At 71.4% G+C, this 26,671-nt stretch carries 25 protein-coding genes and 1 tRNA gene; 11 read left to right on the plus strand and 15 right to left on the minus strand.

Annotation, left to right across the window (positions count from 1 at the left end; all coding sequences use genetic code 11):
- The first annotated feature begins 391 nt into the window (after positions 1 to 391).
- The 6 genes from NUT86_RS21990 to NUT86_RS22015 all read left to right on the plus strand — a co-directional run bounded on the left by NUT86_RS21990 (position 392) and on the right by NUT86_RS22015 (position 9,894).
- A complete protein-coding gene (locus tag NUT86_RS21990; RefSeq protein WP_026169666.1) occupies positions 392 to 1,147 on the plus strand; it encodes a response regulator transcription factor in 756 nt (251 codons plus the stop codon).
- A gap of 255 nt (positions 1,148 to 1,402) precedes the next feature.
- Positions 1,403 to 3,151 carry a sensor histidine kinase gene (locus NUT86_RS21995; RefSeq protein WP_274737217.1) on the plus strand — a complete coding sequence of 583 codons (1,749 nt, stop codon included), beginning with the start codon at positions 1,403 to 1,405 and terminating at the stop codon, positions 3,149 to 3,151.
- A gap of 250 nt (positions 3,152 to 3,401) precedes the next feature.
- On the plus strand, positions 3,402 to 4,721 hold the full coding sequence (locus NUT86_RS22000; RefSeq protein WP_159487236.1) for a bifunctional glycosyltransferase family 2/GtrA family protein: 1,320 nt from the start codon (positions 3,402 to 3,404) through the stop codon (positions 4,719 to 4,721).
- Positions 4,718 to 7,126, plus strand: coding sequence for a glycosyltransferase family 39 protein (locus NUT86_RS22005; RefSeq protein ID WP_274737219.1), 2,409 nt, complete (start codon positions 4,718 to 4,720; stop codon positions 7,124 to 7,126). Before NUT86_RS22000 ends, NUT86_RS22005 begins: the two co-directional genes overlap by 4 nt.
- Positions 7,127 to 7,416: 290 nt before the next feature.
- Complete coding sequence (locus tag NUT86_RS22010; protein WP_274737221.1) at positions 7,417 to 8,976, plus strand: MFS transporter; 1,560 nt, start codon at positions 7,417 to 7,419, stop codon at positions 8,974 to 8,976.
- 147 nt (positions 8,977 to 9,123) lie between these two features.
- On the plus strand, positions 9,124 to 9,894 hold the full coding sequence (locus tag NUT86_RS22015; RefSeq protein WP_159487232.1) for a TetR/AcrR family transcriptional regulator: 771 nt from the start codon (positions 9,124 to 9,126) through the stop codon (positions 9,892 to 9,894).
- A 78-nt stretch (positions 9,895 to 9,972) separates the two neighbouring features.
- On the opposite strand, the gene NUT86_RS22020 is transcribed toward NUT86_RS22015, so the two are convergent.
- The 3 genes from NUT86_RS22020 to NUT86_RS22030 all read right to left on the minus strand — a co-directional run bounded on the left by NUT86_RS22020 (position 9,973) and on the right by NUT86_RS22030 (position 14,195).
- Positions 9,973 to 10,815 carry a YceI family protein gene (locus NUT86_RS22020; protein ID WP_159487230.1) on the minus strand — a complete coding sequence of 281 codons (843 nt, stop codon included), beginning with the start codon at positions 10,813 to 10,815 and terminating at the stop codon, positions 9,973 to 9,975.
- A 285-nt stretch (positions 10,816 to 11,100) separates the two neighbouring features.
- Positions 11,101 to 13,710, minus strand: coding sequence for an MFS transporter (locus NUT86_RS22025; protein ID WP_266440984.1), 2,610 nt, complete (start codon positions 13,708 to 13,710; stop codon positions 11,101 to 11,103).
- 11 nt (positions 13,711 to 13,721) lie between these two features.
- The gene (locus tag NUT86_RS22030; protein WP_266440981.1) at positions 13,722 to 14,195 is read right to left on the minus strand and encodes a MarR family winged helix-turn-helix transcriptional regulator; all 474 of its coding nucleotides are present in this window, start codon (positions 14,193 to 14,195) and stop codon (positions 13,722 to 13,724) included.
- A 354-nt stretch (positions 14,196 to 14,549) separates the two neighbouring features.
- On the opposite strand from NUT86_RS22030, the gene NUT86_RS22035 reads away from it, so the two are divergent.
- Complete coding sequence (locus NUT86_RS22035) at positions 14,550 to 14,768, plus strand: hypothetical protein (protein WP_109891247.1); 219 nt, start codon at positions 14,550 to 14,552, stop codon at positions 14,766 to 14,768.
- Between the two features lie 361 nt (positions 14,769 to 15,129).
- On the plus strand, positions 15,130 to 15,366 hold the full coding sequence (locus tag NUT86_RS22040) for a GntR family transcriptional regulator (protein ID WP_274737226.1): 237 nt from the start codon (positions 15,130 to 15,132) through the stop codon (positions 15,364 to 15,366).
- 87 nt (positions 15,367 to 15,453) lie between these two features.
- On the opposite strand, the gene NUT86_RS22045 is transcribed toward NUT86_RS22040, so the two are convergent.
- From NUT86_RS22045 to NUT86_RS22060, 4 genes are all read right to left on the minus strand, one after another.
- On the minus strand, positions 15,454 to 15,837 hold the full coding sequence (locus tag NUT86_RS22045) for a hypothetical protein (protein WP_266440976.1): 384 nt from the start codon (positions 15,835 to 15,837) through the stop codon (positions 15,454 to 15,456).
- Positions 15,837 to 17,111: an amidase domain-containing protein gene (locus NUT86_RS22050; RefSeq protein WP_274737227.1), complete on the minus strand. Its 1,275-nt coding sequence runs from the start codon at positions 17,109 to 17,111 to the stop codon at positions 15,837 to 15,839. The genes NUT86_RS22045 and NUT86_RS22050 overlap by 1 nt, the downstream gene beginning before the upstream one ends.
- A gap of 2 nt (positions 17,112 to 17,113) precedes the next feature.
- Positions 17,114 to 17,431: a WXG100 family type VII secretion target gene (locus NUT86_RS22055; RefSeq protein ID WP_159487222.1), complete on the minus strand. Its 318-nt coding sequence runs from the start codon at positions 17,429 to 17,431 to the stop codon at positions 17,114 to 17,116.
- 268 nt (positions 17,432 to 17,699) lie between these two features.
- Positions 17,700 to 19,028: an amidohydrolase family protein gene (locus NUT86_RS22060; RefSeq protein WP_274737228.1), complete on the minus strand. Its 1,329-nt coding sequence runs from the start codon at positions 19,026 to 19,028 to the stop codon at positions 17,700 to 17,702.
- Positions 19,029 to 19,101: 73 nt separating this feature from the next.
- Here NUT86_RS22060 and NUT86_RS22065 point away from each other — a divergent pair, with 73 nt between their 5' ends.
- The gene (locus NUT86_RS22065) at positions 19,102 to 19,653 is read left to right on the plus strand and encodes a MarR family winged helix-turn-helix transcriptional regulator (protein ID WP_229838096.1); all 552 of its coding nucleotides are present in this window, start codon (positions 19,102 to 19,104) and stop codon (positions 19,651 to 19,653) included.
- Between the two features lie 150 nt (positions 19,654 to 19,803).
- On the opposite strand, the gene NUT86_RS22070 is transcribed toward NUT86_RS22065, so the two are convergent.
- Together NUT86_RS22070 and NUT86_RS22075 are read right to left on the minus strand one after the other, a co-directional pair.
- Positions 19,804 to 20,277 carry a VOC family protein gene (locus NUT86_RS22070; protein WP_127152175.1) on the minus strand — a complete coding sequence of 158 codons (474 nt, stop codon included), beginning with the start codon at positions 20,275 to 20,277 and terminating at the stop codon, positions 19,804 to 19,806.
- A 161-nt stretch (positions 20,278 to 20,438) separates the two neighbouring features.
- Positions 20,439 to 21,257: a hypothetical protein gene (locus tag NUT86_RS22075; RefSeq protein ID WP_274737231.1), complete on the minus strand. Its 819-nt coding sequence runs from the start codon at positions 21,255 to 21,257 to the stop codon at positions 20,439 to 20,441.
- 144 nt (positions 21,258 to 21,401) lie between these two features.
- Here NUT86_RS22075 and NUT86_RS22080 point away from each other — a divergent pair, with 144 nt between their 5' ends.
- The gene (locus NUT86_RS22080) at positions 21,402 to 21,872 is read left to right on the plus strand and encodes a MarR family winged helix-turn-helix transcriptional regulator (protein ID WP_159487218.1); all 471 of its coding nucleotides are present in this window, start codon (positions 21,402 to 21,404) and stop codon (positions 21,870 to 21,872) included.
- 194 nt (positions 21,873 to 22,066) lie between these two features.
- On the opposite strand, the gene NUT86_RS22085 is transcribed toward NUT86_RS22080, so the two are convergent.
- The 4 genes from NUT86_RS22085 to NUT86_RS22100 all read right to left on the minus strand — a co-directional run bounded on the left by NUT86_RS22085 (position 22,067) and on the right by NUT86_RS22100 (position 24,770).
- Entirely contained in the window at positions 22,067 to 22,903 is an 837-nt protein-coding gene (locus NUT86_RS22085; protein ID WP_026169669.1) for an RNA polymerase sigma factor SigF, read from the minus strand.
- A gap of 190 nt (positions 22,904 to 23,093) precedes the next feature.
- Positions 23,094 to 23,903, minus strand: a complete 810-nt coding sequence (locus NUT86_RS22090; RefSeq protein ID WP_026169670.1) for an RNA polymerase sigma factor SigF — start codon at positions 23,901 to 23,903, stop codon at positions 23,094 to 23,096.
- Between the two features lie 220 nt (positions 23,904 to 24,123).
- Entirely contained in the window at positions 24,124 to 24,417 is a 294-nt protein-coding gene (locus NUT86_RS22095) for a Dabb family protein (protein WP_018089849.1), read from the minus strand.
- A 137-nt stretch (positions 24,418 to 24,554) separates the two neighbouring features.
- Positions 24,555 to 24,770: a hypothetical protein gene (locus NUT86_RS22100; RefSeq protein WP_141725595.1), complete on the minus strand. Its 216-nt coding sequence runs from the start codon at positions 24,768 to 24,770 to the stop codon at positions 24,555 to 24,557.
- A gap of 478 nt (positions 24,771 to 25,248) precedes the next feature.
- Here NUT86_RS22100 and NUT86_RS22105 point away from each other — a divergent pair, with 478 nt between their 5' ends.
- Positions 25,249 to 25,734: a hypothetical protein gene (locus NUT86_RS22105; protein ID WP_266440957.1), complete on the plus strand. Its 486-nt coding sequence runs from the start codon at positions 25,249 to 25,251 to the stop codon at positions 25,732 to 25,734.
- A gap of 241 nt (positions 25,735 to 25,975) precedes the next feature.
- Here the strand turns inward: NUT86_RS22105 and NUT86_RS22110 are convergent.
- Positions 25,976 to 26,062: transfer RNA gene (locus NUT86_RS22110), tRNA-Ser, on the minus strand.
- A 79-nt stretch (positions 26,063 to 26,141) separates the two neighbouring features.
- Positions 26,142 to 26,642 (minus strand): tRNA adenosine(34) deaminase TadA, encoded by a 501-nt coding sequence (gene tadA / locus NUT86_RS22115; protein WP_148592440.1) that lies wholly within the window; start codon positions 26,640 to 26,642, stop codon positions 26,142 to 26,144.
- Between the last annotated feature and the right edge of the window lie 29 nt (positions 26,643 to 26,671).

Here is a 26,671-nt window from a genome sequence, read left to right on the forward strand (position 1 = left end):
GGGCGGCCCAGGTCGGTCCACGGCCGGGGAACGGGGGAACCGGGGGACGGGGGACTGGCTCGGTCGGGCGGGGCAGGGGGAAGTCCGGCGCGGGGGTGGGCCGCCTCAGGGGGAGGGGCGGCGCTGGATGCTGCTGTTGGCGGCAGGCGGCAGGCGGCAGGCGGCAGGCGGTGGGCCGGGTGGCCGCTGGCCGCTGGCGGCTAGCGGCTGGCGGCGGGTGGTTGGCTTTTGGCTGGTGTGGTGGGCAGGGGTGGGGTGGGGGCCCGGGGAGGGGGAGAGTGGCACACGGGGTTTTCTCAGGAGATTCACAGAAAGGCGCAAGGGAGCTCTCACGGGGGCGGGTCAGGCTCCGGGCATGACCGTGACTTCCTCGTCCTCAGTGTCGTTCCGTATGCCGGCTCCGGCGTCGTCCTCCAGGGGCGCGCCAGGGAAGCAGCCGGAGCTGTTGCGGGCCGACGGCAGCCCCGTGCGGGTGCTGGTCGTGGACGATGAATCCTCGCTCGCCGATCTGCTGTCGCTCGCGCTGCGCTACGAGGGCTGGGACATCCGCGCGGAGGGGGACGGCGCCGGTGCGCTGCGCTGTGCCCGTAGTTGGCGGCCGGATGCGGTGCTGCTCGATGTGATGCTGCCGGACATGGACGGGCTGACGGTGCTCGGCCGGCTGCGGCGTGAACTGCCGGATGTGCCGGTGCTGTTCCTGACCGCCAAGGACGCGGTCGAGGACCGGATCGCCGGACTGACGGCGGGCGGCGACGACTACGTCACCAAGCCGTTCAGCCTGGAAGAGGTGGTGGCCAGGCTCCGGGGGCTGCTGCGCCGGGCCGGGGCGGCCGCCGCGCGGAGCGCATCGCGGCTGACGGTGGGCGATCTGGTGCTCGACGAGGACAGCCACGAGGTGTGGCGGGACGGCCAGGAGATCCATCTGACGGCCACCGAGTTCGAGCTGCTGCGCTATCTGATGCGCAATCCGCGGAGGGTGCTGAGCAAGACGCAGATCCTCGACCGGGTCTGGAGCTACGACTTCGGCGGTCAGGCCAATGTCGTGGAGCTGTATATCTCGTATCTGCGGCGGAAGATCGACGTGGGCCGGGCGCCGATGATTCACACCCGCCGGGGCGCGGGCTATCTGATCAAGCCGGGTGGGTAACGGGCCGTGAGCGGGAACTCCCCCGCGTCGGCCGAGCGGCCCGAGCGGCCGAAGCAGCCCGAGCAGCCCGGGCCGCCGGAGCAGGGCAGGTCCCCGCAGCCTGGGCACGGCCGGTCCCGGAACGCCGACCCCACACCCCCGTCCACGGCCCCCTCCCCGTCCACGGCACCCTCCCCAGGCCCCACGACCTCTCCAGCCCCCACGACCTCCCCAGCCCCTGCGACCTCCCCGCCCCCTGTGACCTCTCCAGCCCCCGTGACCACCCCCACTCCCGCCGTCACCCCCGCCGGCCCCACTCCCACCCCCCGCCGCCGCTGGTCCCTCCGGACCCGGCTCGTGGTGTCCGCGGTGGCGCTGATCGCCGTCGTCGGGGCCGTCATCGGGACGGTGACTGCCATTGCGCTGCACTCCTATATGCAGCGGCAGTTGGACGGGAAGGTGCACGAGTTCGTGGTACGGGCCCAGCTCCCGCGGCCCCATGAACCGAGCCCTGTGCAGGGCGGCCTGGACTTCGTGGCGATGGGTGGTCAGCCCCTTGGCACGGTGGGGGCGCGGATCGGGACCGGAGGAACCGTCGAGGCCGGGGCGAAGCTGGACAACCCGAGCGGCCCGCTGCCCGATCGGCTGGCGGAGCTGACCCGCGCGCAGCTCGCGGCGCTGAACAAGGTGCCGCGGGACGGCCGGTCGCACACCGCCGAGCTGCCCGGACTCGGGTCCTACCGGGTGGAGTCCGCGCAGAACGGCTCCCTGGTGCTCGGTCTGCCGCTCGACTCCGTGCAGAAGACGGTCGGCACGCTCATCCTCATCGAGGCGTGTGTGACGGTCGCCGGTCTGGTCGCCGCCGGGATGGCGGGCTCCGCCATGGTCGGGATCGCGCTACGGCCGCTGCGTCGCGTCGCCGCGACCGCCACCCGGGTCTCCGAACTCCCGCTCCACCAGGGCGAGGTGGCGCTGCATGTCCGCGTCCCGGCGTCCGAGTCGGACGGGCGTACGGAGGTGGGGCAGGTCGGTGCGGCGCTGAACCGGATGCTGGGGCATGTCGGTTCGGCGCTCGCGGCCCGTCAGGAGAGCGAGACGCGGGTACGGCAGTTCGTCGCCGATGCCAGCCATGAGCTGCGTACCCCGCTCGCGTCGATCCGGGGCTACGCCGAGCTGACCCGCCGCGGGCGGGAGCAGCCGGGACCGGAGACCCGGCACGCCCTGGGGCGGATCGAGTCGGAGGCGGAGCGGATGACGGGGCTGGTGGAGGACCTGCTGCTGCTCGCCCGGCTCGACTCCGGGCGCCCGCTCGCGTATGCGCGCACCGATCTGTCGCCGCTGGTGATCGATGCGGTGAGCGATGCGCGGGTGGCCGGGGCCGGGCACCGCTGGCGGCTGGAGCTGCCCGAGGAGCCGGCGGTGGTGTACGGCGATGCGGGACGGCTGCACCAGATCCTGGTGAATCTGCTGGCCAATGCCCGTACGCATACGCCGGAGGGGACCACGGTGACCGCCCGGGTGCGTGCCGCCGCAGACGCTGCCGCCGGCTGCGGCGGGGTCGTCCAGCTGGAGGTGGAGGACGACGGGCCGGGGATTCCGGCGGCTCTGCTCCCGCATGTCTTCGAGCGCTTCGCCCGCGGTGATGCCTCGCGTTCGCGTGCCGCGGGCAGTACGGGGCTCGGCCTCGCCATCGTGCAGGCGGTGGTGGCCGCGCACGGCGGCACGGTCCGGGTCGGCAGTGAGCCGGGGCGGACGGTCTTCACGGTGACGCTGCCGACGGCGGCGGCCAATTCGACGGCGGCGGCCACCTCGGCGGTGTGGGATGTGGCGGGGCGGAAGTCTCCGGTCCCGGGGCGGAAGCCGCCGGTCACGGGCCGGAAGCCGCCGGTCACGGGCCGGAAGTCTCCGGCCACGGGCCGGGAGGCACCGCCCGCCGGCGGGGAGGCACCATCCGTCGCCGGCGAGGCGCTGTCCGTCGGCCGGGAGGCACCATCCGCCGACCAGGCCGCACCGTCCGCCGACTAGCACCCACCGCCCGCCGGCCAGGCCGCAGCGCCCGCCAGCCCGCCAGCCCGCCGGCCCAGCCGCCCCGCCCGCCGACCCAGCCGCACCCCCGCCGGCCCGGCCGGGCCCACGCCCACCCCCAAGAATCCCCAGGTCAACCCACCCTCCCCGCACTCACAGACAGGCTCACAGACAGGCTCACAGGCAGCCTCACAGCCCGGACACAGCCTCAGCACACCGCCGTGACAGCGGGGGTGGCGAGTGTCGTCGCATGACGACGACACAGCCGCCCGGCACACCGCTGGGCTCCCTGCCACCGCGTGAGCATCTGCGGCTCGGCCAGATCGCGACCGTCCTCGATGTGGTGATCCCGGTCTACAACGAGGAGCGCGATCTGGAGCCCTGTGTGCGGCGGCTGCGCGAGCATCTCGCGCGCACCTTCCCGTACGGCTTCCGGATCACCATCGCCGACAACGCGAGCACGGACCGGACGCCGGAGGTCGCCGCCCGGCTCGACGACGCGCTCGAAGAGGTCACCGCGGTACGGCTGGAGCGGAAGGGGCGCGGGCGGGCGCTGCGCACCGTGTGGTCGCTCTCCGAAGCGCCGGTGCTGGCCTATATGGACGTCGATCTGTCCACCGACCTCAACGCGCTGCTGCCGCTGGTGGCGCCGCTGATCTCCGGGCACTCGGATCTGGCGATCGGCTCCCGGCTCAGCCGTGGCGCACGGGTGGTGCGCGGGCCGAAGCGGGAGTTCATCTCGCGGATGTACAACCTCATCCTGCGGGGGTCGCTGGCCGCACGGTTCTCCGATGCGCAGTGCGGGTTCAAGGCCATCCGCGGCGAGGTCGCCGAGCGGCTGCTGCCGATGGTCGAGGACACCGGATGGTTCTTCGACACCGAGCTGCTGGTGCTCGCGGAGCGGGCCGGGCTGCGGATCCATGAGGTGCCGGTGGACTGGGTCGACGACCCCCACAGCACCGTGCAGCTCGTGCGGACGGCCACCGACGACCTCAAGGGCGTCTGGCGGGTGGGGCGGGCGCTGGGGACCGGCGCGCTGCCGCTGGACCGGCTCGCCCGGCCGTTCGGGGACGATCCGCGGGACCGTGAGCTGTCCGGTGTGCCCGGCGGACTGGCCCGTCAGCTGGTCGGCTTCTGTGCCGTCGGCGGGCTGAGCACGCTGCTCTATCTCGGCCTCTACTCCCTCTTCCGCCTCGGAACGGGCGCCCAACTGGCCAATGCAGCGGCGCTGTTGCTGTCGGCGGTCGCCAATACGGCCGCCAACCGGCGGCTGACCTTCGGGGTACGGGGACGGGACCGGGCGGTCCGTCATCAGGCCCAGGGGCTGGTGGTCTTCGCCATCGGACTGGTGCTGACCAGCGGCTCGCTCGCGGCGCTCGACGCCGCCAGCGGTACGCCCTCGCACGGCACCGAACTCGCGGTGCTGGTGTCCGCCAACCTCGCGGCGACGGTGCTGCGGTTTCTGCTCTTCCGCGCCTGGGTCTTCCCGGACCGCGCGAGCCGGGACGACCTCGCCACCCCGCCGCACCCCTCGCACGACCGGAACGATCTGACCAGGAGCACTCGATGACCCCGCAGCACCGGCCCGGCACGCCGGCCCAGTTGCCGTCCGCCTCACCGGAGGGTCCGCCGGCGTCGGGCACCGCGACTCCGGCGCCCGCGACTCCGACGCCCGCGACTCCGGCGCCCGCGACTCCGACGCCCGCGACACCGACGCCCGCGACTCCGGCGCCCGTGGCACCGGCGCCGACAGCACGCTGGGCGCGGCCAGCATTGCTGGCGTTGTTGCTGGTCACGGCGGTGCTCTACCTCTGGAGCCTGTCCGCCTCCGGGTATGCCAACCAGTTCTACTCGGCCGCCGTACAGGCCGGCAGTGAGAGCTGGAAGGCCTTCTTCTTCGGTTCGTCCGACGCGGCGAACTCCATCACCGTCGACAAGCCGCCGGCCGCGCTGTGGCCGATGGCGCTGTCCGTACGGCTCTTCGGGCTCAGCTCCTGGGCGATCCTGGTGCCAGAGGCGCTGATGGGGGTGGCGACGGTCGGGCTGCTCCACGGAGCCGTACGGCGACGGTTCGGTGCGGGCGCCGGGCTGCTGGCGGGCGCGGCGCTGGCGGTGACGCCGGTCGCGGCGCTGATGTTCCGGTTCAACAACCCCGATGCGCTGCTGTGCCTGCTGATGGTGGGTGCGGTCGCCTGTGTCCTGCGGGCCCTGGAGGAGGGCCGGACGAAGTGGCTGGTGCTGGCCGGGGTCTGCTTCGGGCTCGGGTTTCTCACCAAGACGCTGCAGGCGTGGCTGATCCTGCCGCCGCTCGCCGTGGTCTATGCCTGCTGCGCGCCGGTGGCGGTGCGCCGCCGGTTCGGCCAGCTGCTGCTCGCCGGGCTGGCACTCGTGGTGTCCGGCGGCTGGTGGGTGGCGATCGTCGAGCTGTGGCCGGCGGCCTCGCGCCCGTACATCGGCGGCTCGCAGACCAACAGCTTTCTGGAGCTGACCTTCGGCTACAACGGCTTCGGGCGGATCAGCGGCAACGAGACCGGCAGCGTCGGCGGGGGCGGTGGCCGTCCCGGTGGCGGCGGTGGCGGCTGGGGGGAGACCGGGATCACCCGGCTGTTCTCGTCCGACATGGGCGGCCAGATCTCGTGGCTGCTGCCCGCGGCGCTGATCCTGCTGGTCGCGGCGGTGACGGTGCTGTGGCGGGCGCGTCGGGCGGTCGCCGCCGAACAGGCCGGTCAGCGGGCGGAGTTCCTGGTCTGGGGCGGCGCGCTGCTGATGACCTTCACGACCTTCAGCTTCATGTCCGGGATCTTCCATCAGTACTACAACATCGCGCTGGCCCCGTACATCGCGGCGCTGGTCGGGATGGGGGCGGCGCTGCTGTGGCGGCGCGGCGGGCGGCCCGCCGCGCTCGTCCTGGCCGGGACGGTGGCGGTGACCGCCGGATGGTCGTTCGTGCTGCTGAACCGGTCGCCGGACTGGCTGCCGTGGCTGCGCTGGACGGTGGCGGCGCTCGGTCTCCTGGCGGCGCTGGGCCTGCTGCTGCCGGTGTGGGCAGGAGGGGCGGCTCGTAAGGCCCGTAAGGAAGCGGAGACGGCGGAGGGAACGCCTGCAGCGCCTGGAGCGCCTGGAGCGCCTGGAGGGGACGGAGAGGACGGAGCGCCGGCACCCGGCCGGGCGCCGGCAGCGGGCGGAGCGGCGCTACGGGCGAGCAGGCGGGTCGTGGTGCTCGCGGCCGGGCTCGCGGTGGTGACGGCGCTGGCCGGTCCGGTCGCGTACACGCTCAATACGGTCAACACGGCCAAGGGCGGCTCAATCATCACGGCCGGTCCCTCGGTACGGGGCGGCATGGGCGGCCCCGGCGGCTTCCCGGGCGGCCGGATGCCCGGCCGCATGGGCGGCGCACCCGGCGCAGGTCAGGGCGGGGCCCCGGGCCAGGCCCTTCCCCCCGGCCAGGGCGGCCAAGGCGGCAAGGGCGGCCAGGGCCGGGCTCCGGGCGGCAATCAGGGCAATGGGCAGGCCGGGAAGCAGGGGCAGTTCCCCTCGCCGGGCACCCGGCCGGGCGTCCCCGGCGGTCGGGGCGGCTTCGGCGAGGGCGGTGCCGGCCGGATGCGCGGTATGGGCGGGCTGCTCAACGGCAGCAAGGTGAGCGACCGGGCCAAGGCGCTGCTGGAAAAGGACGCGGACGACTACACCTGGGCCGCCGCGGCGATCGGCTCCCAGAACGCGGCGAGCTACCAACTCGCCACCGGGAAGCCGGTGATGGCGATCGGTGGCTTCAACGGGAGCGATCCGTCGCCGACCCTCGCCCGGTTCAAGGAGTACGTCGCGGACGGGAAGATCCACTACTTCCTCGCGGGCGGCCAGGGCGGCCCCGGTGGCGGCCGGGGCGGCTCGTCGAAGATCACGTCCTGGGTGGCGAAGACCTTCCAGAAGGTCACCGTCGGCAGCGCCACGTTCTACGACCTGACCCGGAGGGTGTGATCGGGGAGGCGTGATCGGGGATGCGTGATCGAGGAGGCCTGACCGGGGAGGCGCGATCGGGTGGGGCGCGCCCGGCAGGCCCGCCCCACCAGGTACGCCCAGGACCGCCAGACGCGCCCCGGACGGCGCAGCCGAAGCCGCGCCCCCGACCGCCACGCACACCCCCGCCCGCCCAGCCGAAACCGCCCCCGCCGACCCCCGCCCCACCAGTCAGCCGAAAACAAAATGTACGGCGTATAACGCTCCCTGTACGGTGTATGTCATCCGCTCACACCGTCCAGGGAGCCCGTATGTCCCCTGTGGCCTCCGACGCCACCACCACACTCCAGCCGCCGGGCCGGACCGCCGCCCGCTGGCTGATCCTCGCCGTCATCTGCCTCGCCCAGCTGACGGTCATCCTCGACAACACCGTCCTCAACGTCGCCATCCCCTCCCTCACCGAGGACCTGGGTGCCAGCACCGCCGACGTCCAGTGGATGATCAACGCGTATTCGCTGGTCCAGTCGGGCCTGCTGCTCACCGCCGGCAATTCCGCGGACCGCTACGGGCGCAAGAAAATGCTCGCCGTCGGCCTGGTGCTCTTCGGTGTCGCGTCGCTCGGCGCGGCGCTCGCCCAGTCGCCCGGTCAGCTGATCGCCGCCCGCGCCGGGATGGGCGTCGGCGGCGCGCTGCTGGTGACCACCACCCTCGCCGTCGTCATGCAGATCTTCGACGACGACGAGCGCCCCAAGGCCATCGGTATCTGGAGCTCGGTCAACTCCCTCGGCTTCGCCGCCGGACCGCTGATCGGCGGGGTGCTGCTCGACCACTTCTGGTGGGGTTCGCTGTTCCTGGTCAACCTCCCCGTCGCGGTGGTGGCGCTGACCGCCGTCCTCACCCTCGTCCCGGAGTCCAAGAGCCGCGCGGGCGAGCGGCCGGACCTCGTGGGTGCCCTGCTGTCCATGATCGGCATGGTCGGAGTGGTCTTCGCGATCATCTCCGGGCCGGTCACCGGCTGGCTCTCCGGCCGGGTGCTGGTCTCCGCCGCCATCGGCCTCGTCGGCCTCGCCGTCTTCGCGCTGTGGGAGCTGCGCGTCCCGTATCCGATGCTGGACATGCACTTCTTCCGCAACCGCCGCTTCATCGGGGCCGTCTCCGGCGGCATCCTCGTCGCCTTCGGGATGGGCGGCTCGATGTTCCTGCTCACCCAGCATCTGCAACTGGTCCTCGGTTACGGCCCGTTGGACGCCGGACTGCGGATGGCGCCGCTCGCCGTCACCGTCATCCTGCTCAACTTCACCGGTCTGAGCGCGCGTCTGCTGCCCCGGCTCGGTACCCCCGGAATGATCGTCTCGGGGATGTCGCTGCTCGCGGCGGGCCTCGCCGCGATCTCCCTGCTCGGCGGGGACAGCTATGGCGGCATGCTGACCGGCCTGATCGTGATGGGTGTCGGTGTCGCGCTCGCCATGCCGACGATGGCCAACGCCATCATGTCCGCGATCCCGCCGGCCAAGGCCGGAGTGGGGGCGGGCGTCAACGGCACCCTGATGGAGTTCGGCCAGGGGCTCGGCGTCGCCGTCCTCGGCGCGGTCCTCAACTCCCGCTTCGTCGCGCTGCTTCCGCTGGCCGCCGCGGGCGCCGGCTCACTGCCCGCGGCGCTCGCCAGGACCCGTACGGACGCCGAACGCACGGCCGTCCATGACGCCTTCGCCGCCGGAATCGGCACCAGCCAGCTCGTCGGCGCGGCCGCGGTGTTCCTGGGCGGGCTGGTCGCCGCCGTACTGCTGCGCCGGGCGGAGCGCACCGGCCAGGACACCGAGGCGCCTGCCACGCCCTCCGCCGCGGAACCGGCGGCCGCCTCGGCGGAATAGCATCATCGGCGGGTACGTGATCGTGAACGGCACGTACACACGGCACGTATGAGAACCCGTACGTGCCGTGCACCGGCGAGGACACCGAAGACGACACCGACGACGACACCCAGGACGTCGAAGACGCTCAGGGCAAGGAGGGGCGCCATGGCAGCGACGGACGGCCGCACCGGGAAGCGGCCGAACAGCGTCTGGCTGACCGAACGCCCCCCGCCCAAACGGAAGGCGGACCAGCCGGCCGGACTCGGCCTCGACAAGATCGTCGCGGCGACGGTCCGGCTGCTGGACGCCGAGGGCCTGGCGAAGTTCTCGATGCGCAGGCTCGCGGCCGAGCTCGGCGTCACCGCGATGTCCGTCTACTGGTACGTCGACACCAAGGACGACCTGCTGGAACTCGCCCTGGACAGCGTCATGGGCGAGATGCGGCTGCCGGACGAGGCCGACACCGAGCGGGACTGGCGGGACCATCTGCGCTCCCTGGCCGACGAGTACCGCACCCTGCTGACCGGACACGCCTGGGTGGCCCGGTTGCTGGGCACGTACATCAACATCGGCCCGCACTCGATCGCCTTCTCCAACGCCAGCATGCGGGTGATGAAGGAGAGCGGGCTGTCGCTGCAGCAGATCACCGGCGGGCTGTCCGCCGTCTTCCAGTTCGTCTACGGCTTCGCCACCATCGAGGGCCTGTTCAACGACCGTTGCGCGGAGGCGGGGCTGCCCGTCGACGAGTACTTCCACCAGGTGATGACCGCGGTCGAGAGCCGTCCGGAGTTCGCGGAGACGCTGGAGAACACCACCAAGGTCATGGAGGCCCGCGGCGGCACCACCGTACGGGAGATGCGCGACCGCGACTTCGCCTTCGCCCTCGATCTGCAGATCGCGGGCATCGAGGCGATGCGCGGCCGGCCGGGGGGCTGACGCGGCCGGCCGGGGACCGACCTGCGGGGGCCCGGGGAACCGACCGGCGTGGCCCCGGGGAGGGAAGACCGGAGGGCCTCACCCCACCGGCAGGCTCTCCCCCTGCACCGCCTGGATGTCCAGCTCGACCTTCAAGGTGGTCCCGATGGCCGCGATACCGGCCGCCACGACCTGGTTGTAGTTCATCTTGAAGTCCTCGCGGCGCAGTTCCGCGGTGGCCCGGAACGCGGCGCGCACCCCGCCCCACGGGTCGGGGCCGGTGCCGAGGTAGCTCAGATCGAGGTCCACCGGCCGTACGACGCCGTGCAGCGACAGCTCACCGTGCACCGTCCAGCGGTCCGGGCCGGCCGGTGCCAGGCCCGAGCTGCGGTAGGTGATCTCCGGGTACTCCTCGACGTTCAGGAAGTCCTCGGAGCGCAGATGGCCGTCGCGCATCCCGTTGCCGGTGTCGATGGACGCGGCCTTGATGTCCGCCTCGACCCGCGAGGCGGACAGGTCCTCGGCGATCTCGATCCGGCCGCTGAACTCGGTGAACCGGCCGTGCACGCTGGAGATCCCCAGGTGCTGGGCGACCGCGGCGACCGTCGAGTGCATCGGGTCGATGGTCCAGGCACCGGGCGGCGGCAGTTCGGCCCCGCCCTGCCGTGCCAGCACGACACTGCCCACGTCCATCCGGCCGCTGGCCGTCACGATCGCGCTGGAGGCGACCGGTGCGTAGCCGACGGCCGTCACGATCACCGTGTACGGGCCGGCCGGCAGCGGCTCCGCGCTGCGGATGGTGCCTTCGTCGTCCGCCGAGGCCCGCAGTACCTGCGCGCCGGTCATGTCGGTGACGGTCAGTACGGCGTGCTGGACCGCCCAGCCGTCCCGTGTGCGGACCTGCGCCCGCAGTCCCGCGGCTGCCGCGCCCGTCGAAGTCATTGCCTCTCCCGTTTGTTGCCTGGTGTGTCCCCCGCTCATGGGCTCCCCGCCTGCTCGGACCGAGCCGAGTGCGGAGGGGAGCCGGGAGCGTGGGGAAGTGTTCGGGCTCCGGACGGCGGCGTGCAGGCCGTCCCCTGCCTGTGCGCAGCGCCGCCGCCGGAGCCCTTGGGTCCGGTCCGGGGCGCGTCCGCTCAAAGCGCGCCCCGGACCGGGGTATTGCTCCCGGGTGAGATCCCCGGGCCCGGGGGATTCAGTCCCCCGGGGGGATTCAGTCGCCGGGGAGATTCAGTCGCCGGGGTGTGCGAGCTCGACGTCGTAGCCGTCGACCCCGCGTGCATCGACCGCGAGGCCGGTGGCGACGGGCGGGTAGCCGCTCGCGATGACGGTGTAGTCGCCGGCGTCCAGGTCGGTGAAGGCGTAGGCGCCGTCCTCCCCGGTCGTCGAGGTGGCGACGACATTGCCCGCCGCGTCCACCAGCGTGACCCGTGCGTCGGGCAGCGGCCGGCGGTGCGCACCGGCCCGCACGACGCCCTGCACCCGCGCGCCGGACAGCAGCTCGATCTCGATCCGGGTGGTGCCCTGGCCGCCGATCTCGACCGGCAGTGCGGCCGGGCGGTGGTCCGGGGCGTTCACCGCGACGGTGAAGGTACCGGGCGCCAGCTCGTCGAAGGCGAAGTGGCCCTCGGCGCCGGTCTTTCCGGTGGCCAGCACCTCGCCGCGGACGTCGGTGACGACGACCATCGCCCCGTCGACCGGTGCGCCGGTGGCCGCGCTGCGGACCTGGCCGCCGAGGCCGCTGGTGCCGCTGAGCAGGATGTCGTAGGCGTGCGGCTGGTCGCCGATGACGACCGTGGAGGCCTGCGGCTGGTGGCCGTCGGCCGCGGCGATCAGCACATACGAACCGGCGCCGGGGGCGCTGAGCACGTACGAGCCGTTGGCCTGGGCGACCGCGCGGCCCAACTGCCGCCCGCTGAGCGAGATCAGCGTCACCGCGGAGCGCGGTACGGGGTGGCCCTCCGCGTTGCGGACGAAGCCGTGGACCGCGGAACCGGCCGGGGTGTTGTCCCCGCCGCCGGCCGAGGCGTACGCCGCCAGCGGCTGGGTGGCCGTGGCCACGGCCGGCCGCGCCCAGGAGGGGGTGTGCGCCTCGTCGTCCGGGGCGACCGGCGCGGCGCCCACCAGGGCGGGCTCCCGCTCCTCGGCCTGCGCCGGGACGACGGCCTCCGACGAGGCCTCCGACAGGGTGGCGGACGGGGTGGCGGACGGGGTCGCCGCGACCGCTGCGTCCTGCGAGCTCTGGGCCAGTCCGCCACGCGTCTTCAACGCGACCTCCTTGATGAACAGGGTGAAGAGGAAGGCGAGCAGCGCGCAGGGCGCCGCGTAGAGGAACACATCGCCGACACCGTGGCCGTAGGCGCTCTCCATGACGGTGCGCAGCGGCGCCGGGAGGGAGTCCAGGTCGGGGATGCCGCCGCCGCTGTTGCCGGCGTGCGCGGCGGCCTTGGCGGCCTTGGGGCCGAGGTCGGCCAGACCGTCCTTGACGTAGTGGTCGACACGGTTGGCGAGCACCGCGCCGAGGGCCGAGACGCCCACCGCACCACCGAGGGAGCGGAAGAAGGTCACGACGGACGAAGCGGAGCCGAGGTCCTCGGGGGCCACCTGGTTCTGCGTGGCGAGCACCAGGTTCTGCATCATCATGCCGATGCCGAGACCCATCAGGGCCATGTAGATCGCGATGTGCCAGTACTCGGTGTCGTAGCGGATGGTGCCCAGCAGGCCGAGGCCCGCGGTCACCAGCACACCGCCACTGACCAGCCACGCCTTCCACTTGCCGGTCTTGGTGATGACCTGGCCCGAGACGGTGGACGAGATGAACAGGCCACCGATCATCGGAATCGTCAGGACGCCGGACATCGTCGGCGACTCGCCGCGCGCCAGCTGGAAGTACTGGCTGAAGAAGACGGTGCCGGCGAACATCGCGATACCGACGAACAGCGAGGCCAGCGACGCCAGGGTGATCGTCTTGTTGCGGAACAGCCGCAACGGGATGATCGGCTCCTTGGCCTTGGTCTCGACGAAGACGAAGATCGCGCCGAGCACGACCGCGCCGCCGACCATCGCGGCGGTCTGCCACGACATCCAGTCGTACTTGTCACCGGCCAGCGTCACCCACACCAGCAGCAGCGAGACCGCCGCGCTGATGAAGAACGCGCCCGCCCAGTCGACCTTGACGCCCTCGCGCTTGACGACGGGGAGCTTCAGGGTCTTCTGCAGCACGATCAGCGCGATGACGGCGAACGGGACGCCGACGTAGAAGCACCAGCGCCAGCCGAGCCAGTCGGTGTCGGTGATGACGCCGCCGAGCAGCGGGCCGCCGACGGTGGCGACGGCGAAGGTGGCACCGAGGTAGCCGCTGTAACGCCCGCGCTCCCGCGGCGAGATCATGGCGGCCATGACGATCTGGGCCAGGGCGGACAGACCGCCCACGCCTATGCCCTGCACCACGCGGCAGGCGATCAGCATCCCGGTGTTCTGCGAGAGACCGGCGACGACCGAGCCCGCGACATAGATGACCAGCGCGAACTGCACCAGCAGCTTCTTGCTGAACAGATCGGAGAGCTTGCCCCACAGCGGGGTGGTCGCGGTCATCGCGAGCAGCGAAGCGGTGACGACCCAGGTGTAGGCGCTCTGGCCGCCGTCGAGGTCATGAATGATCTCGGGCAGCGCGTTGGAAACGATCGTCGACGACAGAATGGCGACGAACATGCCGAGCAGCAGCCCGGACAACGCCTCCATGATCTGTCGGTGCGTCATCGGGGCCCCGTCGGAGGCGTGCTGTCCGCCTCCGTGTTTGGCGTGGCCGCCCCGCACACCGGCTGGTGTGGTCGTAGCCATGTAGTTCCTTTTCATCCTGCGGGTGTACGGGTGAGGGAGTCGTGATGCGCCCGGGTGCGGCAGTCGCCGAAGCTCGTGCGGAGCCTGGCGAGGAGCTCGACGAGGTTCCCGACGTCGGCGTCGGACCAGTCGTCCAAGTACCGGGCGAGCGCCGCCGTGTAACGCTCGGCGAGCTCCTCCAGGAGCGCGGTGCCGCTCGGGGTCAGCCGCAGCAGCCGCGACCGCTTGTCCGCCGGATCGGGCTTCCGCTCGATCCAGCCGCGCTCGGCGACATGGGCGACATGCCGGCTGGTCACCGACATGTCGATCGCGAGCAGCTCGGCGAGCTGGCTCATCCGCATCTCACCGTGCCGGTCGAGAAGGGTGAGCACACCGGCCGACGCGGGCGGGCAGTCCTGGGGCAGCATCCGCCCCATCTCCCGCTTGACGGCACCGATGGCACTGAGTTGCCTGGCCAGCTCCTCGAACTGACTGTGAGCGGCCACCGGCTCCTCCAAGCGATCGTTCGCACTCTTCGCATCTTTTGTTGCTTGGGGCAACCATAAGCAATGTTGGTTGCTGAAGGCAAACGATTCGTCCAGCCTTGAAGTAAAGGGAGCCAAAAGTCTGGCCCGGCGATTGGTCAATGGAGCCGACGCGACCCGTAAACCCGCAGGTCGGAGGCGGGATGGCGGCCGCTGGCCGATACCGGCCGGTAGCAGGACACCCTCACACGAGCCGCCCGCCCCCTCGCCCACACCCCGTACGCGGCCCGTACCCGCTCCGTAGGCGCCCCCGCGGCTGCTGCGCACACGCCCCAAGGGTGCCGCTCGGCCCCCGGTTCGCTAGGGTCCTTCCCCATGGCGACCAACCCGCAGAACCAGGCCGGCGGCAACTACGACCCGGCGGGCAGCACGCAGATGTTCCGCGCCTTCGTGGACGAGGGCGGCACCCCGCAGACCGGCGGCCGCCGCGCCCCGGCCCCGCAGCAGTCGGCCGGCCCCCGCGTGGGCGTCATCGTCGGCGTCATCGTCGCCATCCTGGTCATCGCGGGCGCGGCCTGGCTGGCGCTCGCCTGACGCACCTCTTCACAACTGCCTTCATGCGCACGGGGCCCGGCAACGCGATGCCGGGCCCTTGATCTTGCCGTCCGGCGGTCAGGTCACACGCCCACCCCTGCTCTCCGCGATCCGCAGCGCGTCCCGCAGCGCTTCACACAGCCTGTGGACACAGAAGCGGAGTTCTTGGGCGGTCGTCTCCACCGGCCCGTTCATCAGCTCGGCGGCCTATTGGAGCCGGGGGTGACGGCGCGGCCGCCGTGGCTGGTACGTGACGGTGCCATGGTGTGGCGTGCCTACCTTGTTCCCGTGATCGAAATTGCACCCAAGGGCCTTCCGGAAGATTTGGCGGCCGGTGGCTCATCCAACGACGCCTAGCTCTATGGACTACGACCCGACGCGGCCCAAGTGGACGCAGATTGCCGACGTGATCCGTGCGCGGATCGCGGACGGCACGTACCCTCCGCGCCAGCTCATTTCCGAGGTGCGGATGGAGCAGGAATTCGGCGTCGCGCGCGTGACCATCCGCAAGGTCACCGCCGCCCTCAGGGAAGAAGGGCTCATCGTCACCGCACCCGGCATGGGCTCCTTCGTGACGGAGCGGCGACCGGGCGCCTGACGCCATGGTTCGCCCAGGTGCGGCCCCGGCGGGCGCGAATCGCCGGGGCCGTCTCAAGACCGTTCCGTAATCAGGGGCGAGCCCCTCTCAGACGCAGCTGATGGGTCCCCCGGGCGACGGCTGGTACAGGTACCAGACCACGAAGAACTGCAGTGCCACCAGCGGGACATCGACGACGAGGGCGGCGATCGCGAGCTTGCCCGGCCAGCTGTCGCCCACCCATGTGTCGCGTCGCCGGGCGCGCCTGGCGAGCCACCAGAACAGTGCGAGAGCGAGTATCCCGCAGGCCAGCGCGCCGTAGGCGCTGAGGTAGATCTGCCAGGTCAGCGGGAGGTCCCCGCAGTGTGCCCACTCCGCGGCGACATGTGCGTCGTCAGCCTTGCTGTAGGCGGTGAGACCGCCCACGCCGAGCAGCGCGAACAGCGGGACGAGCAGTGGGGAGCGTCGGGTGCTGGTGGAGGTGTCAGTCATCAGTACCAATCCGGGTGTGGGCGCACGATGCGCACCCGCTGCTGTCCCTCGCCCTTCTCCACTGCCGGGAGACGGCCTTGCAAACTCGCGTTCTGATACGGGTCGCTGTGCTGTGTGTACTTGATCTCGCCGTCCGGCATCACCCCGGTGACGATCGCGGCGTGGTGCGCCGCCCCCTTCTGTAGCCCGTCGTTCGGGCCGGCCTGGTCGTAGTAAATGATGTCGCCGGGCCGGGCCTGCGAGCGATCAACCTCTTCGCCACCGTGTTTGAGCATGAAGCTCTTCTGGTTCTCGGCACCGGCCCATGTCTTGGAGTGCCCGAGAGAGCGGTCCACCTGCTCGAAACCGGGCAGGGGAATTCCCGTCGGGTTGCCCTTCATCCAGGTGTCGTCTCCGCGGGTTCCCGCCCAGAAGGAGGTCTTCTCCTGCATCCCGGAATGGGCCAGGGCGTTGGACACGAAATTGGTGCAGTTGTTGCCGAAGTCGACGGGATCCTCTTGGTTCCAGTTCTCCAGCGCGTACTCCACCATCTTCACCCGGTCGAACTTCCCGTCCGTGCCGCGCATTTCACGCTTCGTGCTCTCGGGAATGCCGTCCAGCTGCGCGAGTTTAACGGGCTCGGCGCGCATCATGTCGTACTGCTGCTTCTCGCTCAGGCCGTTCCACCAGGCACGTACCGCGGCCGGGTCGGTGTTCGGCTTCGGGATCTCGGCGGCGAGGATGTCCATCTCGACGTGCGAGGCGCGGTTCTGTTCCTTGAGCGCCTTTTCCGGGTCGCTGATGCCGACCATGCCTGCCAGTCGGTACAGCTCGGCCGCGGTCTTTTCGTCCGCTTCCGTCGCCTGCCGCAGCGCGTGTGCGCGCAGCGCGACGATGTCGTTGTACGCCTGCTGCGTGTCCGTGCCTGCGTTCGGGGCGGGGCATTGCAGCGGCATGCCGTCGTCGCCGAGGGGAAGGTCGTGAGCCCGGGAGAGGTCGGTGATCTGGCATGCGGTGCTCATCGCCGTTTCCAGGCTGCTGTGCATGCCTTCCATGACCATTTTGACGCTGAGCAACAAGTCGTACGCCGACTCCAGTTGATCCGCCAGCTTCACGAAGTCGCCGGCCGCCGCCGTGCCGACCTCGTCGGCCCAGTTGTCGGCGAGCGGCTTGGCTCCCTGCTCGCGTACGTCGTTCGCGGCGTTCAGCGCGTACTTCGCCAGCGCCGCCCAGTCGTCCGCGGCGTCCTTCCACTTCTGGGGGTGGGCGCTGATGAGCTCCGCGTAGGTGACCACGTTCAGTGCCTCCCCAGGTCCTGCATGCCGGCCCGCAGCCGTGCGACCGCTTCCTGGTCCGCGGCGTCGTAGCCGTCGGCGGAGTCCTGCAGCCGCTGCCCCAGTTCGCCCATCTTCTTGGCGAGCTCGATCATGTGGTCCTGCCAGGCGGTGCGGCACGACTCCACGGCGTTTCCGGACTTCCAGAACATGGCGTCGAAGTAGACGTCTTGCGAGCTGTCGAGGCTGTGTGACAGGCGCCGTTGGGTGTCGCTCGACAGCGCCTTCATGTCATCGCCGGTGCTGCGGACCTTCGCCGTGTCCACCCGTATGTCACCCACTGGTGACCCCCGTTGTGTGTGATCCCCCTCCGCACATGGCCATGGGCATGACCAGTGCGCCGTACATCCAACACCGTAGGAGGGGGAAGAAGGAGCTTGCTGGAGGGGGTTCCACCAGGCGTTTCTGCCCGAAAATGGGTCAGATCAGGAAGGGGGTAAGGGTGCGCGAGTCGTCCGGCGAGGCCGAGGGGCGCCGGCCTTGTCGTCCGGCCGGCCATCCCCGTACGGGTGCCCGGCGCTCCGGGCTCCCGTACGGAGTGTCAGGGCCTCAGCCCGCCCCCACCAGCCGCTCCGCGGACCGGTGTGCCGTGTCCAGTACGCCGCCCAGTGCTCCGTAGACCAGCTGGCCCGCGCGCTTGACCGGGCGGCCGTCCACCAGGACCGTGTCGATGTTTCCGGGGTGGGCGGCGGTCACCACGGCTCCGATCGGATCGTGGGCCACCGGGGCGAGGTTGAGTGCGTCGGCGCGCAGGAGGACGAGGTCGGCGCGTTTGCCGATGCCCAGTGAGCCGACCTCGTCGGCGAGGCCGAGGGCCTGGGCGCCCTCCGCGGTGGCCATCCGCAGGACATCGGCCGCCTTGACCGTGGAGTTCCCGGACTCGCCGTCGCCGTTACCGTCGAAGTGGCTGCTCATCAGTGTGGCGCGCATCTGGGAGAACATGTCGCCCGGTGCCGAGGTCACCGCGTCCGCGCCCAGGCCGGTCGGGATGCCTGCCCGGCGCAGCCGTCCCGCCATCGGTGCGCCGAACCGCATCGAGGCCTCGATCGCCGGCGTGATCGCCACCGCACCGCCGGACTCGGCGATCAGCCGCAGCTCGGAGTCGGGCAGGGAATTGCCGTGCACGTAGAGGGTGCCGGCGGTGAGCAGCCCCTGCTCCTGGAGGGCGGCGATCGGCCGCATCGCCACCGGGCCGGCGGTCACATGGACGGCGATGGGCAGTCCCAGCTCACGGGCGAGCAGCCAGTCCTCCCGGACGGTCTCCGGTGGGGCGAAGGAGGGGCCGACGGGGGCCAGGGCCATCGTGAGCAGCGCGTCGCGGGAGGGGAAGTACCGGGTGCGGACCTGCCGCACCCAGTCGGCCTGCCGGGCGGTGTCGTCGAAGACGGGGTAGCCGTAGCCGAAGACGGCGCGGATGCCCGCCTCCTCCAGCGCCTCGACGGCGGCGGCGCTGTGCTCCGGCGTGTACTGGACGTGCGAGAAGTCCTGCACGGTGGTGACGCCCGAGTCCAGGCACTCCAGCGCGCCGAGGAGGTTGCCGGTGTACACATCGGCGGGCGTGAAGCGGCCGGAGAGGTCGCCGAGGATCCGGCCGAGATAGCTGTCGAGGCTCTCGTCGACCGCGGCGGACCGCAGTACGGCCTGCCACAGGTGCCGGTGGGTGTCGACGAAGCCGGGCAGCACGATCAGATTGCGGGCGTCGATCACCTCCAGGCCGGGGTCGGCCTGGTCGAAGGGCAGCGCGCGGCCCACGGCGGCGATCCTGCCCTCCTCGATGAGGACATCGGTGTGCGGGTGGACGACGGGGTGGGGGGCGGTGTCGATGACCAGGCCGCCGCGCAGAAGCAGGCGCGGTGAGTGGTGGCGCTCGATTCCCATGGCAAGTCACCCTCTACACGTTCGGAAGAAAGCTTTATAGAAAGCTATCATGGTGCTGATCTATCCTGCCGACGTGACCGCACCACCCGGACCGCGCCCTGACCCCGTCGACGCGCTGATGGACGCCTGGCACACCGAGCTGCCGGACGTGCTCCGCCCGACGACGGAACTCTCGAAGCGCATAGCCCAGCTCGCCCGCGCCCTGGACCAGGCCACCCGCGGGGTGCTGCCCGAACTCGGGCTGACCGTCGCCGAGTTCGACATCCTGGTCGCTCTGCGCCGGGCGGGTGAGCCGTACCGTATGAAGCCGAACGAACTGGCCCGCTCCCTGCTGCTCTCCTCCGGCGGCATCAGCAACGTCGTCAACCACCTCGCCGGCCGCGGCCTCGTCCGCCGCGAGCCCTCACCGGACGACGGCCGGAGCACCATGATCAGCCTGACCCCGGAGGGGGTGCGGACCGCCGAGCGGGCCGTCCGCGCCAACGCCGACGCACACGAGGCCGTCTTCGCCGAGGCCTCCGCCACATCCGTGGACGCGGCCACCCGGGCCCTGCGCGAGGTGGACATACGGCACAGCCCCGCCCCGCGCCCCCTACGGACCGGACGGAACCCCAGCCGGTCCTGAGGCCGCGGCCCGGGGACGGGGCGGGGCGGGGGGACGAGCCGGGCCCGGGGTGCGGCGCTGAGCCCCGGACCAGGGGTGGGCCCGGGGCCCCGTGACGCGGGCAGTCGCCGGAAAGTGGCCGCCCGGGCCTGGTCGGCAGCGGCCTGGAGCCTAGGCCTGGTCGGCCGCGGCCTGGAGTGCGGCGATATCGATCTTCTTCATGCCGAACATGGCCTTCATGGCGCGGGCCGCGCGCTCCTGGTCCGGGTCGTTGAGCATCTCCGCCATGCCGCCGGGCGCCACCTGCCAGGACAGCCCGTACTTGTCCTTCAGCCAGCCGCAGGGGCCCTCCTCGCCGCCCTCGGAGAGCTTGGCCCAGTAGTAGTCGATCTCGTCCTGGTCGGCGCAGTCGATCATCAACGAGATCGCCTCGCTGAAGGTGAACTCCGGACCGCCGTTGAGGGCGAGGTACTCCTGGCCGTCGAGCTCGAATTCCACCGTCAGCACGGTGCCGGCCGGCCGCGGGCCCGCCTCGTTGTAATAGGTGACGGTCTTGATCTTCGAGTTCGGGAACACCGAGCAGTAGAACTCGGCGGCTTCCTTGCCCTGGGTGTCGAACCAGAGGTTGGGGGTGATCTTGGGCATGGTCTTCTCCCTGAGACGGGGTCGCGGCCGGTGGCTGCGTCTGTGCCTCTATAGACCGTCGCACCGCTCGGAAGTCATCGCTATCCAGGGACGTGGTTTCGCGGGCCGACGGGGGAGAACGGAACGGACCGGCCCGGGGGGCGGCGGCCTCCCCGGCGGCCTCACTTCCAGGTGAAGGTCACGTCCTTGGTGTCGATGTGCATGCCAGCCGGCACCCGCCAGCCGTCCACGCACACCCGCCAGCTGGCCGTCTTCTTCCTCCCCGGGGCGAGCGGCAGCGGAAGCTTGTGGGTGGAGGTGACCGTGGCCCAGTCGATGCCGAGGGCGCCGATGATGTGGGTCCCGAAGGTGACCGTGCCGGCGGTGACGGGCCGGTCGCCGGTGTGCAGCAAGTCGAGGGTGACCCGCTCGCACCAGCGGACGTCGGTGCCGGACCGGCCGGGCATGCCGATCAGCAGGCCGTCGGGGGCGTCCGGGCCGGCCGGAAGGGTGGGGGAGGGCGGTTCGGGGGCGGGGGAGCCGTGCGGCGGGGAGGGATCGCCGGGGCGCGAGGGGGAGTTGGGCGAGCCGGGTGACGACGGGGGTGTGGTGCCGCCGCCGTGGCCGGGGCGCGTGCCCGTGGGAGGAGTGGAGGGGCCAGGTCGGGTACCGGATGCGCCCGGGGGGCGTGCGCCGTCGGCCGCAGCTCCCTTGCCGGAGCCGTCGGACGCCTCCGCACCGGCCCGGCCGGTCCTCCTGCCGCCGTCACTGCTGTCGCTGCCGCCGCTTCCGTGCCGCCCATGGCCCCCGTCGCCGTCCAGCGGCGTCAGCTCGACGCCGTCCTCGGGCGGTACGGCCCGGTTCGGCACCCGGCCGTCGGCGGGGCCTGCCGCGCCCACCGCGGCATGGCCGGTGCCGGCCGCGCTCCCGCAACCGGTCAGCAGGACACCCAGGCACAGCACGGCCGCGGAGGCGGAGGCAACAGTCGTCGTCCGTCGCATCGGGCCAGTGTTGCTGACGGTGCGTCAGGTGTACAGGGTGGCCGGACGCCCGGCTCGGGTATGGCCGGATGGTGACCCCGGTGCGAGCGCCACGGCGACGGGCCCTTGACCTCAACTTCGGTCGAGCTTCTAGCGTCGGCCCGTATGACGACGGATCACACACGCCTCGATGTCACCGCTCTCGCCGCCCAGCCCATCGCCTACTGGACCTGGGCCGCGGCCCAGGCGCTGCTCCGGCACATCCGCGGCGCCATGGCCCGGGAGGACCTCTCCCAGCCGCAGTGGTGGACGCTCAGCCATGTGGACGGCGCCGAGCGGGGTCTCACCCGTGTGGAAGTCTGTGCCCGGCTGGACGCGTACCTCGGCGAGCTGGGGCCGGACGCGATGGGGCACGCGGTCGACAGCCTTCTCCACCGGGGCTGGCTCATCGCCGACGGCGCCGGCCGGCTGACGCTCACGGACGACGGGCGGGCGGCCAAGGTCCGTATCAAGTCCCTGGTCGACGGGCTGCGTTCAGAGATTCACGAGGGCATCACGGACGAGGAGTACGCCGCCGCGCTGACCGTTCTCCAGCGCATGATCCGCAATGTCGGCGGTGCGGCGGCACCCCGCTGATGCCGCGAGGAGGCGGGGCTGCGGAACCGCGGACGGGGCACACGAGCCGCGGACGGCCCGCACAGGCCCGCACAGGCCCTCCGGGCAGCTGGGACGCGCATCTCCTGTGCGACGTCCCCGCTTTCCTCCTGCTCCTCTTGCAACTGTCCGCCGAGCGGCACGAAGCGTCGTACAGCCCCTCGGCGGACCGTTCCTCAGTCGGAGATGAGGCCCTCGCGCAGCTGCGCCAGGGTGCGGGTGAGCAACCGGGAGACATGCATCTGGGAGATGCCGACCTCCTCGCCGATCTGGGACTGCGTCATGTTGGCGAAGAAGCGCAGCATGATGATCTGGCGCTCACGGGCCGGGAGTTTGGCCAGCAGCGGCTTGAGCGACTCGCGGTACTCCACGCCTTCCAGGGCGCTGTCCTCGTAGCCTAGGCGGTCCGCGAGGGAGCCCTCGCCGCCGTCGTCCTCGGGGGAGGGGGAGTCGAGCGAGGAGGCGGTGTAGGCGTTGCCGACGGCCAGCCCGTCGACCACGTCCTCCTCCGACACCCCCAGGCACAGGGCCAGTTCGGGAACGGTCGGGGAGCGGTCCAGCTTCTGGGAGAGCTCGTCACTGGCCTTGGTGAGGGCGAGCCGCAGCTCCTGGAGCCGGCGCGGGACCCGCACCGACCACGAGGTGTCGCGGAAGAAGCGCTTGATCTCGCCGACCACGGTAGGCATCGCGAACGTCGGGAATTCCACGCCGCGTTCGCAATCGAAACGGTCGATCGCCTTGATCAGACCGATGGTGCCGACCTGGACGATGTCCTCCATCGGCTCGTTGCGGCTGCGGAATCGGGCGGCCGCATAGCGGACGAGCGGGAGGTTCAGCTCGATGAGTGTGTCGCGTACGTACGTACGCTCCGCGCAGTCCTTGTCGAGCGAGGCCAGCCGCAGGAACAGGGAGCGGGAGAGCGTGCGGGTATTGATGGCGTCGTCGTCATGCACGTGCGGTGCGGGCGCGGGAATCGCGGGAAGCACCTTCGAGCTGCCCAGTTCTACGGACATGCCACCCCCTTGAGGTCGCGGTCGGGTCGCTGCGGCGTCCTCGGACCGGGGTGGACCGAGGAGTTATGCCTCCACCTGAATACCGGAGGCAGCGCCGCGGCAAACGCGGTTCCTGCAGAATGTCACATGTCGGCAACACGCTGTAGCGCCATGTCGACATATCTGTGCAGGATCGGGTCGCCCGTCCCGGCTATGCGTCGATCCTGTTTGCGGATCGCAGCCGGGCGAAGCTCCGCGACAGTAGCCGCGAGACATGCATCTGCGACACCCCTAGTTCCGCACTGATCTGTGACTGCGTCAGATTGCTGTAGTAACGCAGCAGAAGGATCCGCTGCTCGCGCTCGGGCAGCTGGACGAGGAGGTGCCGTACGAGGTCGCGGTGCTCGACGCCGGCCAGCTCCGGGTCCTCGTATCCGAGGCGGTCGAGCAGGCCGGGCAGACCGTCGCCCTCCTGTGCGGCCTCCAGTGAGGTGGCGTGATACGAGCGGCCCGCCTCCAGGCAGGCCAGCACCTCGTCCTCGCCGATCTTCAGCCGCTCGGCGATCTCGGCGGTGGTGGGGGAGCGGCCGTGCAGCACCGTCAGGTCCTCGGTCGCGCCGTTGACCTGGACCCACAGCTCGTGGAGCCGGCGGGGCACATGGACCGTGCGGACATTGTCTCGAAAGTAGCGTTTGATCTCGCCGACGACAGTGGGCATCGCGAAGGTGGGGAACTGGACGCCCCGGTCCGGATCGAACCGGTCGATCGCATTGATCAGGCCGATGGTGCCGACCTGGATGACGTCCTCCATCGGCTCATTGCGGCTGCGGAAACGCGCCGCGGCGTAGCGGACCAGCGGCAGATTGGCCTCGATCAGTGCGGCGCGGACCCGCGTGTGCTCCGGCGTACCGGGTTCGAGGTCCGTCAGTTCCGCGAACAGCACCTGCGTGAGCGCCCGCGTGTCCGCGCTTCGGCTCTCGCGGGATGGAGCCTTGGGCGCAGTACGGGCCGTCACGGTCACGCCACCCTTCACAGTGCATGTATCCGGCAAAAGCGGTCATAGCATCACAAGACATGTGCACTGTGTGCAAGCACCCCATAACGCCGTGTTGAACAGAGAGTTGAGTGGGTGTGGGGTGCTGTGCGGGCGGTGGGGCGGCGGTGGGCCCCGGGGTACGACAAAGCCCCCCGCCCACGAGGGGCGAGGGGCTCGGCGGGGCGGGCCGGGGGTGCGCCGCGGCTCAGAATGCGTAGTCGGCGATCACCCAGGTGGCGAATTCGCGCCACTGGGCAGCGGCCGCCTGGTGGGCCGGGTGCTCGATATAGCGCTTGAGGGCGTCCTGGTCGGCCACGGCCGAGTTGATCGCGAAGTCGTAGGCGATCGGGCGGTCGGTGATGTTCCAGGCGCACTCCCAGAACGCCAGCTCCGGAATCTCGCCCTCCAGCGCCGCGAACGCGCGGACGCCGGCCTGCACCCGCTCCTCGTCGCGGGAGACACCTTCGTTGAGCTTGAACAGGACCAGGTGGCGGATCACGGGAGCCTCCGTGCGGCGGGCGGGGCGCAGCCGGTCCGGTCGTCGGGCGGCTGGGCCGGGGCTGGGGCGCCGGCCGACCGTGGGCCGGCCCGGTCGCCGGGCGGCCCCCAGGGCCTGCCGGCCGGGGCGGGCGGTCCCTAGTTGATCAGCTGGGTCATGAACTCGCCGACGCCCTGAGCGGCGGACGAGATGCCCTCGAAGCCTATCTGCACCATTTCGGCGGCCCGCTGCGGGGAGGTGATGATCGTGTACAGCACGAAGACAATGATCATGTACAACGCGATCTTCTTCGCCTGCGCCATCAGTCCCGTCTCCCCTACGCAGTCCCCTACGGCAGTGCCTGCAGTTCCCATTTGCAGTCGGGCGAGTGTAACCACACGTGTTCGATCTCGGGAGTCGAGGTCGCGGGCCCAGTTACGGGGCAGGTCCACCGCCGCCCGGCACTGATCCGGACTTTATGGACCAAAGGCCCACCAAAGAGGGCCCTTCGGCTGCCTGTTGAACGGCTCCCGGGAGGCACCCTGAGAGATGGGCCGGTGGATCTGGCAGGAATCCACGGCCCCGGGACCGAAGCCTCACTGCGGGGCCCGCGCCAGGACCGTCCCCGGACGGTGGCGTGGACTTGAGGCGCGGTCCTCCTCGGGGGAAGCGGCCGTCCCTGACGCCGCCTCCCCCGGCCGAGCAGGAGCCCTGCTGCCGAGCCGCCCCTGGGCACCACGGGGGACACCAGGAAACGGTCCGGCAGCGGGGCTCCGTCGTGTGCGGCGACAGGCGCCGGGCGGCGGCACATAATGGCGGGACGTCGTCCCAAGGGGGAACCGAAGGATGCCCATGAACTCCGCCTCACCCGCGCCCGATTCGTCCCACCGAGCCGCCCGGCCGGCCCGGAGCGGCCCCGGCTCGCCCCTGACGCGGCGACGGCCGGCCGTCGTGCTGGCACTGCTGGCCGGTCTGCTGGCCGCGACCGTCGCCCCGGCAGCGGCGGCGGGCCGCAGCACGGGGGACACCGCACGATCGGTGGCCACCGCGAGCGCGCCGGGCCGGGGCGCCGATGCCTCCGTACGGCTCGCCGCCGCTCCCGCGCAGCCCGTCTCGTACCGCCATCACCGTGCGTACCACGCGCCGCACTTCTCGACGGTCGCCAAGTCCAAGGCGTCGAAGTGGAAGAAGAAGGTGAAGAAGAAGGGCAGCTTCTTCAAGAAGCTCGGCATCGTCCTGATCGTGCTGTTCGTCCTCTTCCTGGCGCTGGTGGTCGTGGCGGTCTGGCTGCTCGTGCGTTTCCTCCGCCGCTCGCGCAACAGGCGTAGCGCCCAGTAGACGCCCTGCCGGCCACCCCGGCCCCGCGGCGCGCCCGTCCCGGCGGGCGCGCCGTTTTTTCTGTGCGCGCTCCACGGCTCCCACCGGGCCCGGTGGTTCCGGTACCGCCCGCAGGTCTCCAGCAGTCCGGTGGATCCGTGGACCTCGTCGGTCGAGACCTGCACTTCGCCGTCGGCCGTCGTGCCCCCGGACACGACGAAGGCCCCGATCCTTGTGTGGATCGGGGCCTTCGCCCTCTGAGCGGTAGCGGTGGGATTTGAACCCACGGAGGAGTTGCCCCCTCACGCGCTTTCGAGGCGCGCTCCTTCGGCCGCTCGGACACGCTACCGAGAGAGAGCTTAGCCCAAGGGTGGCCGTGCGCCGAAATCGGATTCCGGAGGGCGGCCGCCGGGGGCGCCGGCGGCCGGTCAGCGCTCGCGGAAGAAGGCGGTGAGCAGGGCCGCGCAGTCGGCTTCGAGGACGCCGGTGATGACTTCGGGGCGGTGGTTGAGACGCCGGTCACGGATGACGTCCCAGAGGGAGCCGGCCGCGCCCGCCTTGGCGTCGCGGGCGCCGTAGACGACCCGGTCGACCCGGGAGAGCACGATCGCACCGGCGCACATCGTGCACGGTTCGAGGGTGACGACGAGCGTGCAGCCGGTCAGCCGCCATTCTCCTACCGCTTGAGCCGCCGCCCGCAGCGCGAGGACCTCGGCGTGGGCGGTCGGGTCGCCGGTGGCCTCGCGTTCGTTGTGGCCGGTGCCGAGGACCGTGCCGTCCGCGGACAGCACGACGGCGCCCACCGGGACATCGCCGGTCCCGGGGGCGCGGGCGGCCTCGCCCAGCGCCTGCCGCATCGGCGCGATCCACGGATCGCGCAGCGGGTCGGGCGCGGGGGAGGGAAGAGAGGCGGATGGGGGGACGGTCATGTCCCCAGTGTCGGGGACGTGACCGGGGC

It is taken from the genome of Streptomyces sp. G7(2002), assembly GCF_028870195.1.
Lineage (GTDB): Bacteria > Actinomycetota > Actinomycetes > Streptomycetales > Streptomycetaceae > Streptomyces > Streptomyces nigrescens.

Bases quoted from the DNA above. Each gene is read 5' to 3' on its own strand.
- NUT86_RS22015 (WP_159487232.1), top strand. From the start codon at position 9,124: ATGGCAGCGACGGACGGCCGCACCGGGAAGCGGCCGAACAGCGTCTGG.
- NUT86_RS22040 (WP_274737226.1), top strand. From the start codon at position 15,130: ATGGACTACGACCCGACGCGGCCCAAGTGGACGCAGATTGCCGACGTG.
- NUT86_RS22100 (WP_141725595.1), bottom strand. From the start codon at position 24,770: ATGGGAACTGCAGGCACTGCCGTAGGGGACTGCGTAGGGGAGACGGGA.
- NUT86_RS21990 (WP_026169666.1), top strand. From the start codon at position 392: ATGCCGGCTCCGGCGTCGTCCTCCAGGGGCGCGCCAGGGAAGCAGCCG.
- NUT86_RS22080 (WP_159487218.1), top strand. From the start codon at position 21,402: ATGACGACGGATCACACACGCCTCGATGTCACCGCTCTCGCCGCCCAG.
- NUT86_RS22070 (WP_127152175.1), bottom strand. From the start codon at position 20,277: ATGCCCAAGATCACCCCCAACCTCTGGTTCGACACCCAGGGCAAGGAA.
- NUT86_RS22020 (WP_159487230.1), bottom strand. From the start codon at position 10,815: ATGACTTCGACGGGCGCGGCAGCCGCGGGACTGCGGGCGCAGGTCCGC.
- NUT86_RS22085 (WP_026169669.1), bottom strand. From the start codon at position 22,903: ATGTCCGTAGAACTGGGCAGCTCGAAGGTGCTTCCCGCGATTCCCGCG.
- NUT86_RS22105 (WP_266440957.1), top strand. From the start codon at position 25,249: ATGAACTCCGCCTCACCCGCGCCCGATTCGTCCCACCGAGCCGCCCGG.
- NUT86_RS22060 (WP_274737228.1), bottom strand. From the start codon at position 19,028: ATGGGAATCGAGCGCCACCACTCACCGCGCCTGCTTCTGCGCGGCGGC.
- NUT86_RS22075 (WP_274737231.1), bottom strand. From the start codon at position 21,257: ATGCGACGGACGACGACTGTTGCCTCCGCCTCCGCGGCCGTGCTGTGC.
- NUT86_RS22035 (WP_109891247.1), top strand. From the start codon at position 14,550: ATGGCGACCAACCCGCAGAACCAGGCCGGCGGCAACTACGACCCGGCG.
- NUT86_RS22005 (WP_274737219.1), top strand. From the start codon at position 4,718: ATGACCCCGCAGCACCGGCCCGGCACGCCGGCCCAGTTGCCGTCCGCC.
- NUT86_RS22010 (WP_274737221.1), top strand. From the start codon at position 7,417: ATGTCCCCTGTGGCCTCCGACGCCACCACCACACTCCAGCCGCCGGGC.
- tadA (WP_148592440.1), bottom strand. From the start codon at position 26,642: ATGACCGTCCCCCCATCCGCCTCTCTTCCCTCCCCCGCGCCCGACCCG.
- NUT86_RS22025 (WP_266440984.1), bottom strand. From the start codon at position 13,710: ATGGCTACGACCACACCAGCCGGTGTGCGGGGCGGCCACGCCAAACAC.
- NUT86_RS22045 (WP_266440976.1), bottom strand. From the start codon at position 15,837: ATGACTGACACCTCCACCAGCACCCGACGCTCCCCACTGCTCGTCCCG.
- NUT86_RS22000 (WP_159487236.1), top strand. From the start codon at position 3,402: ATGACGACGACACAGCCGCCCGGCACACCGCTGGGCTCCCTGCCACCG.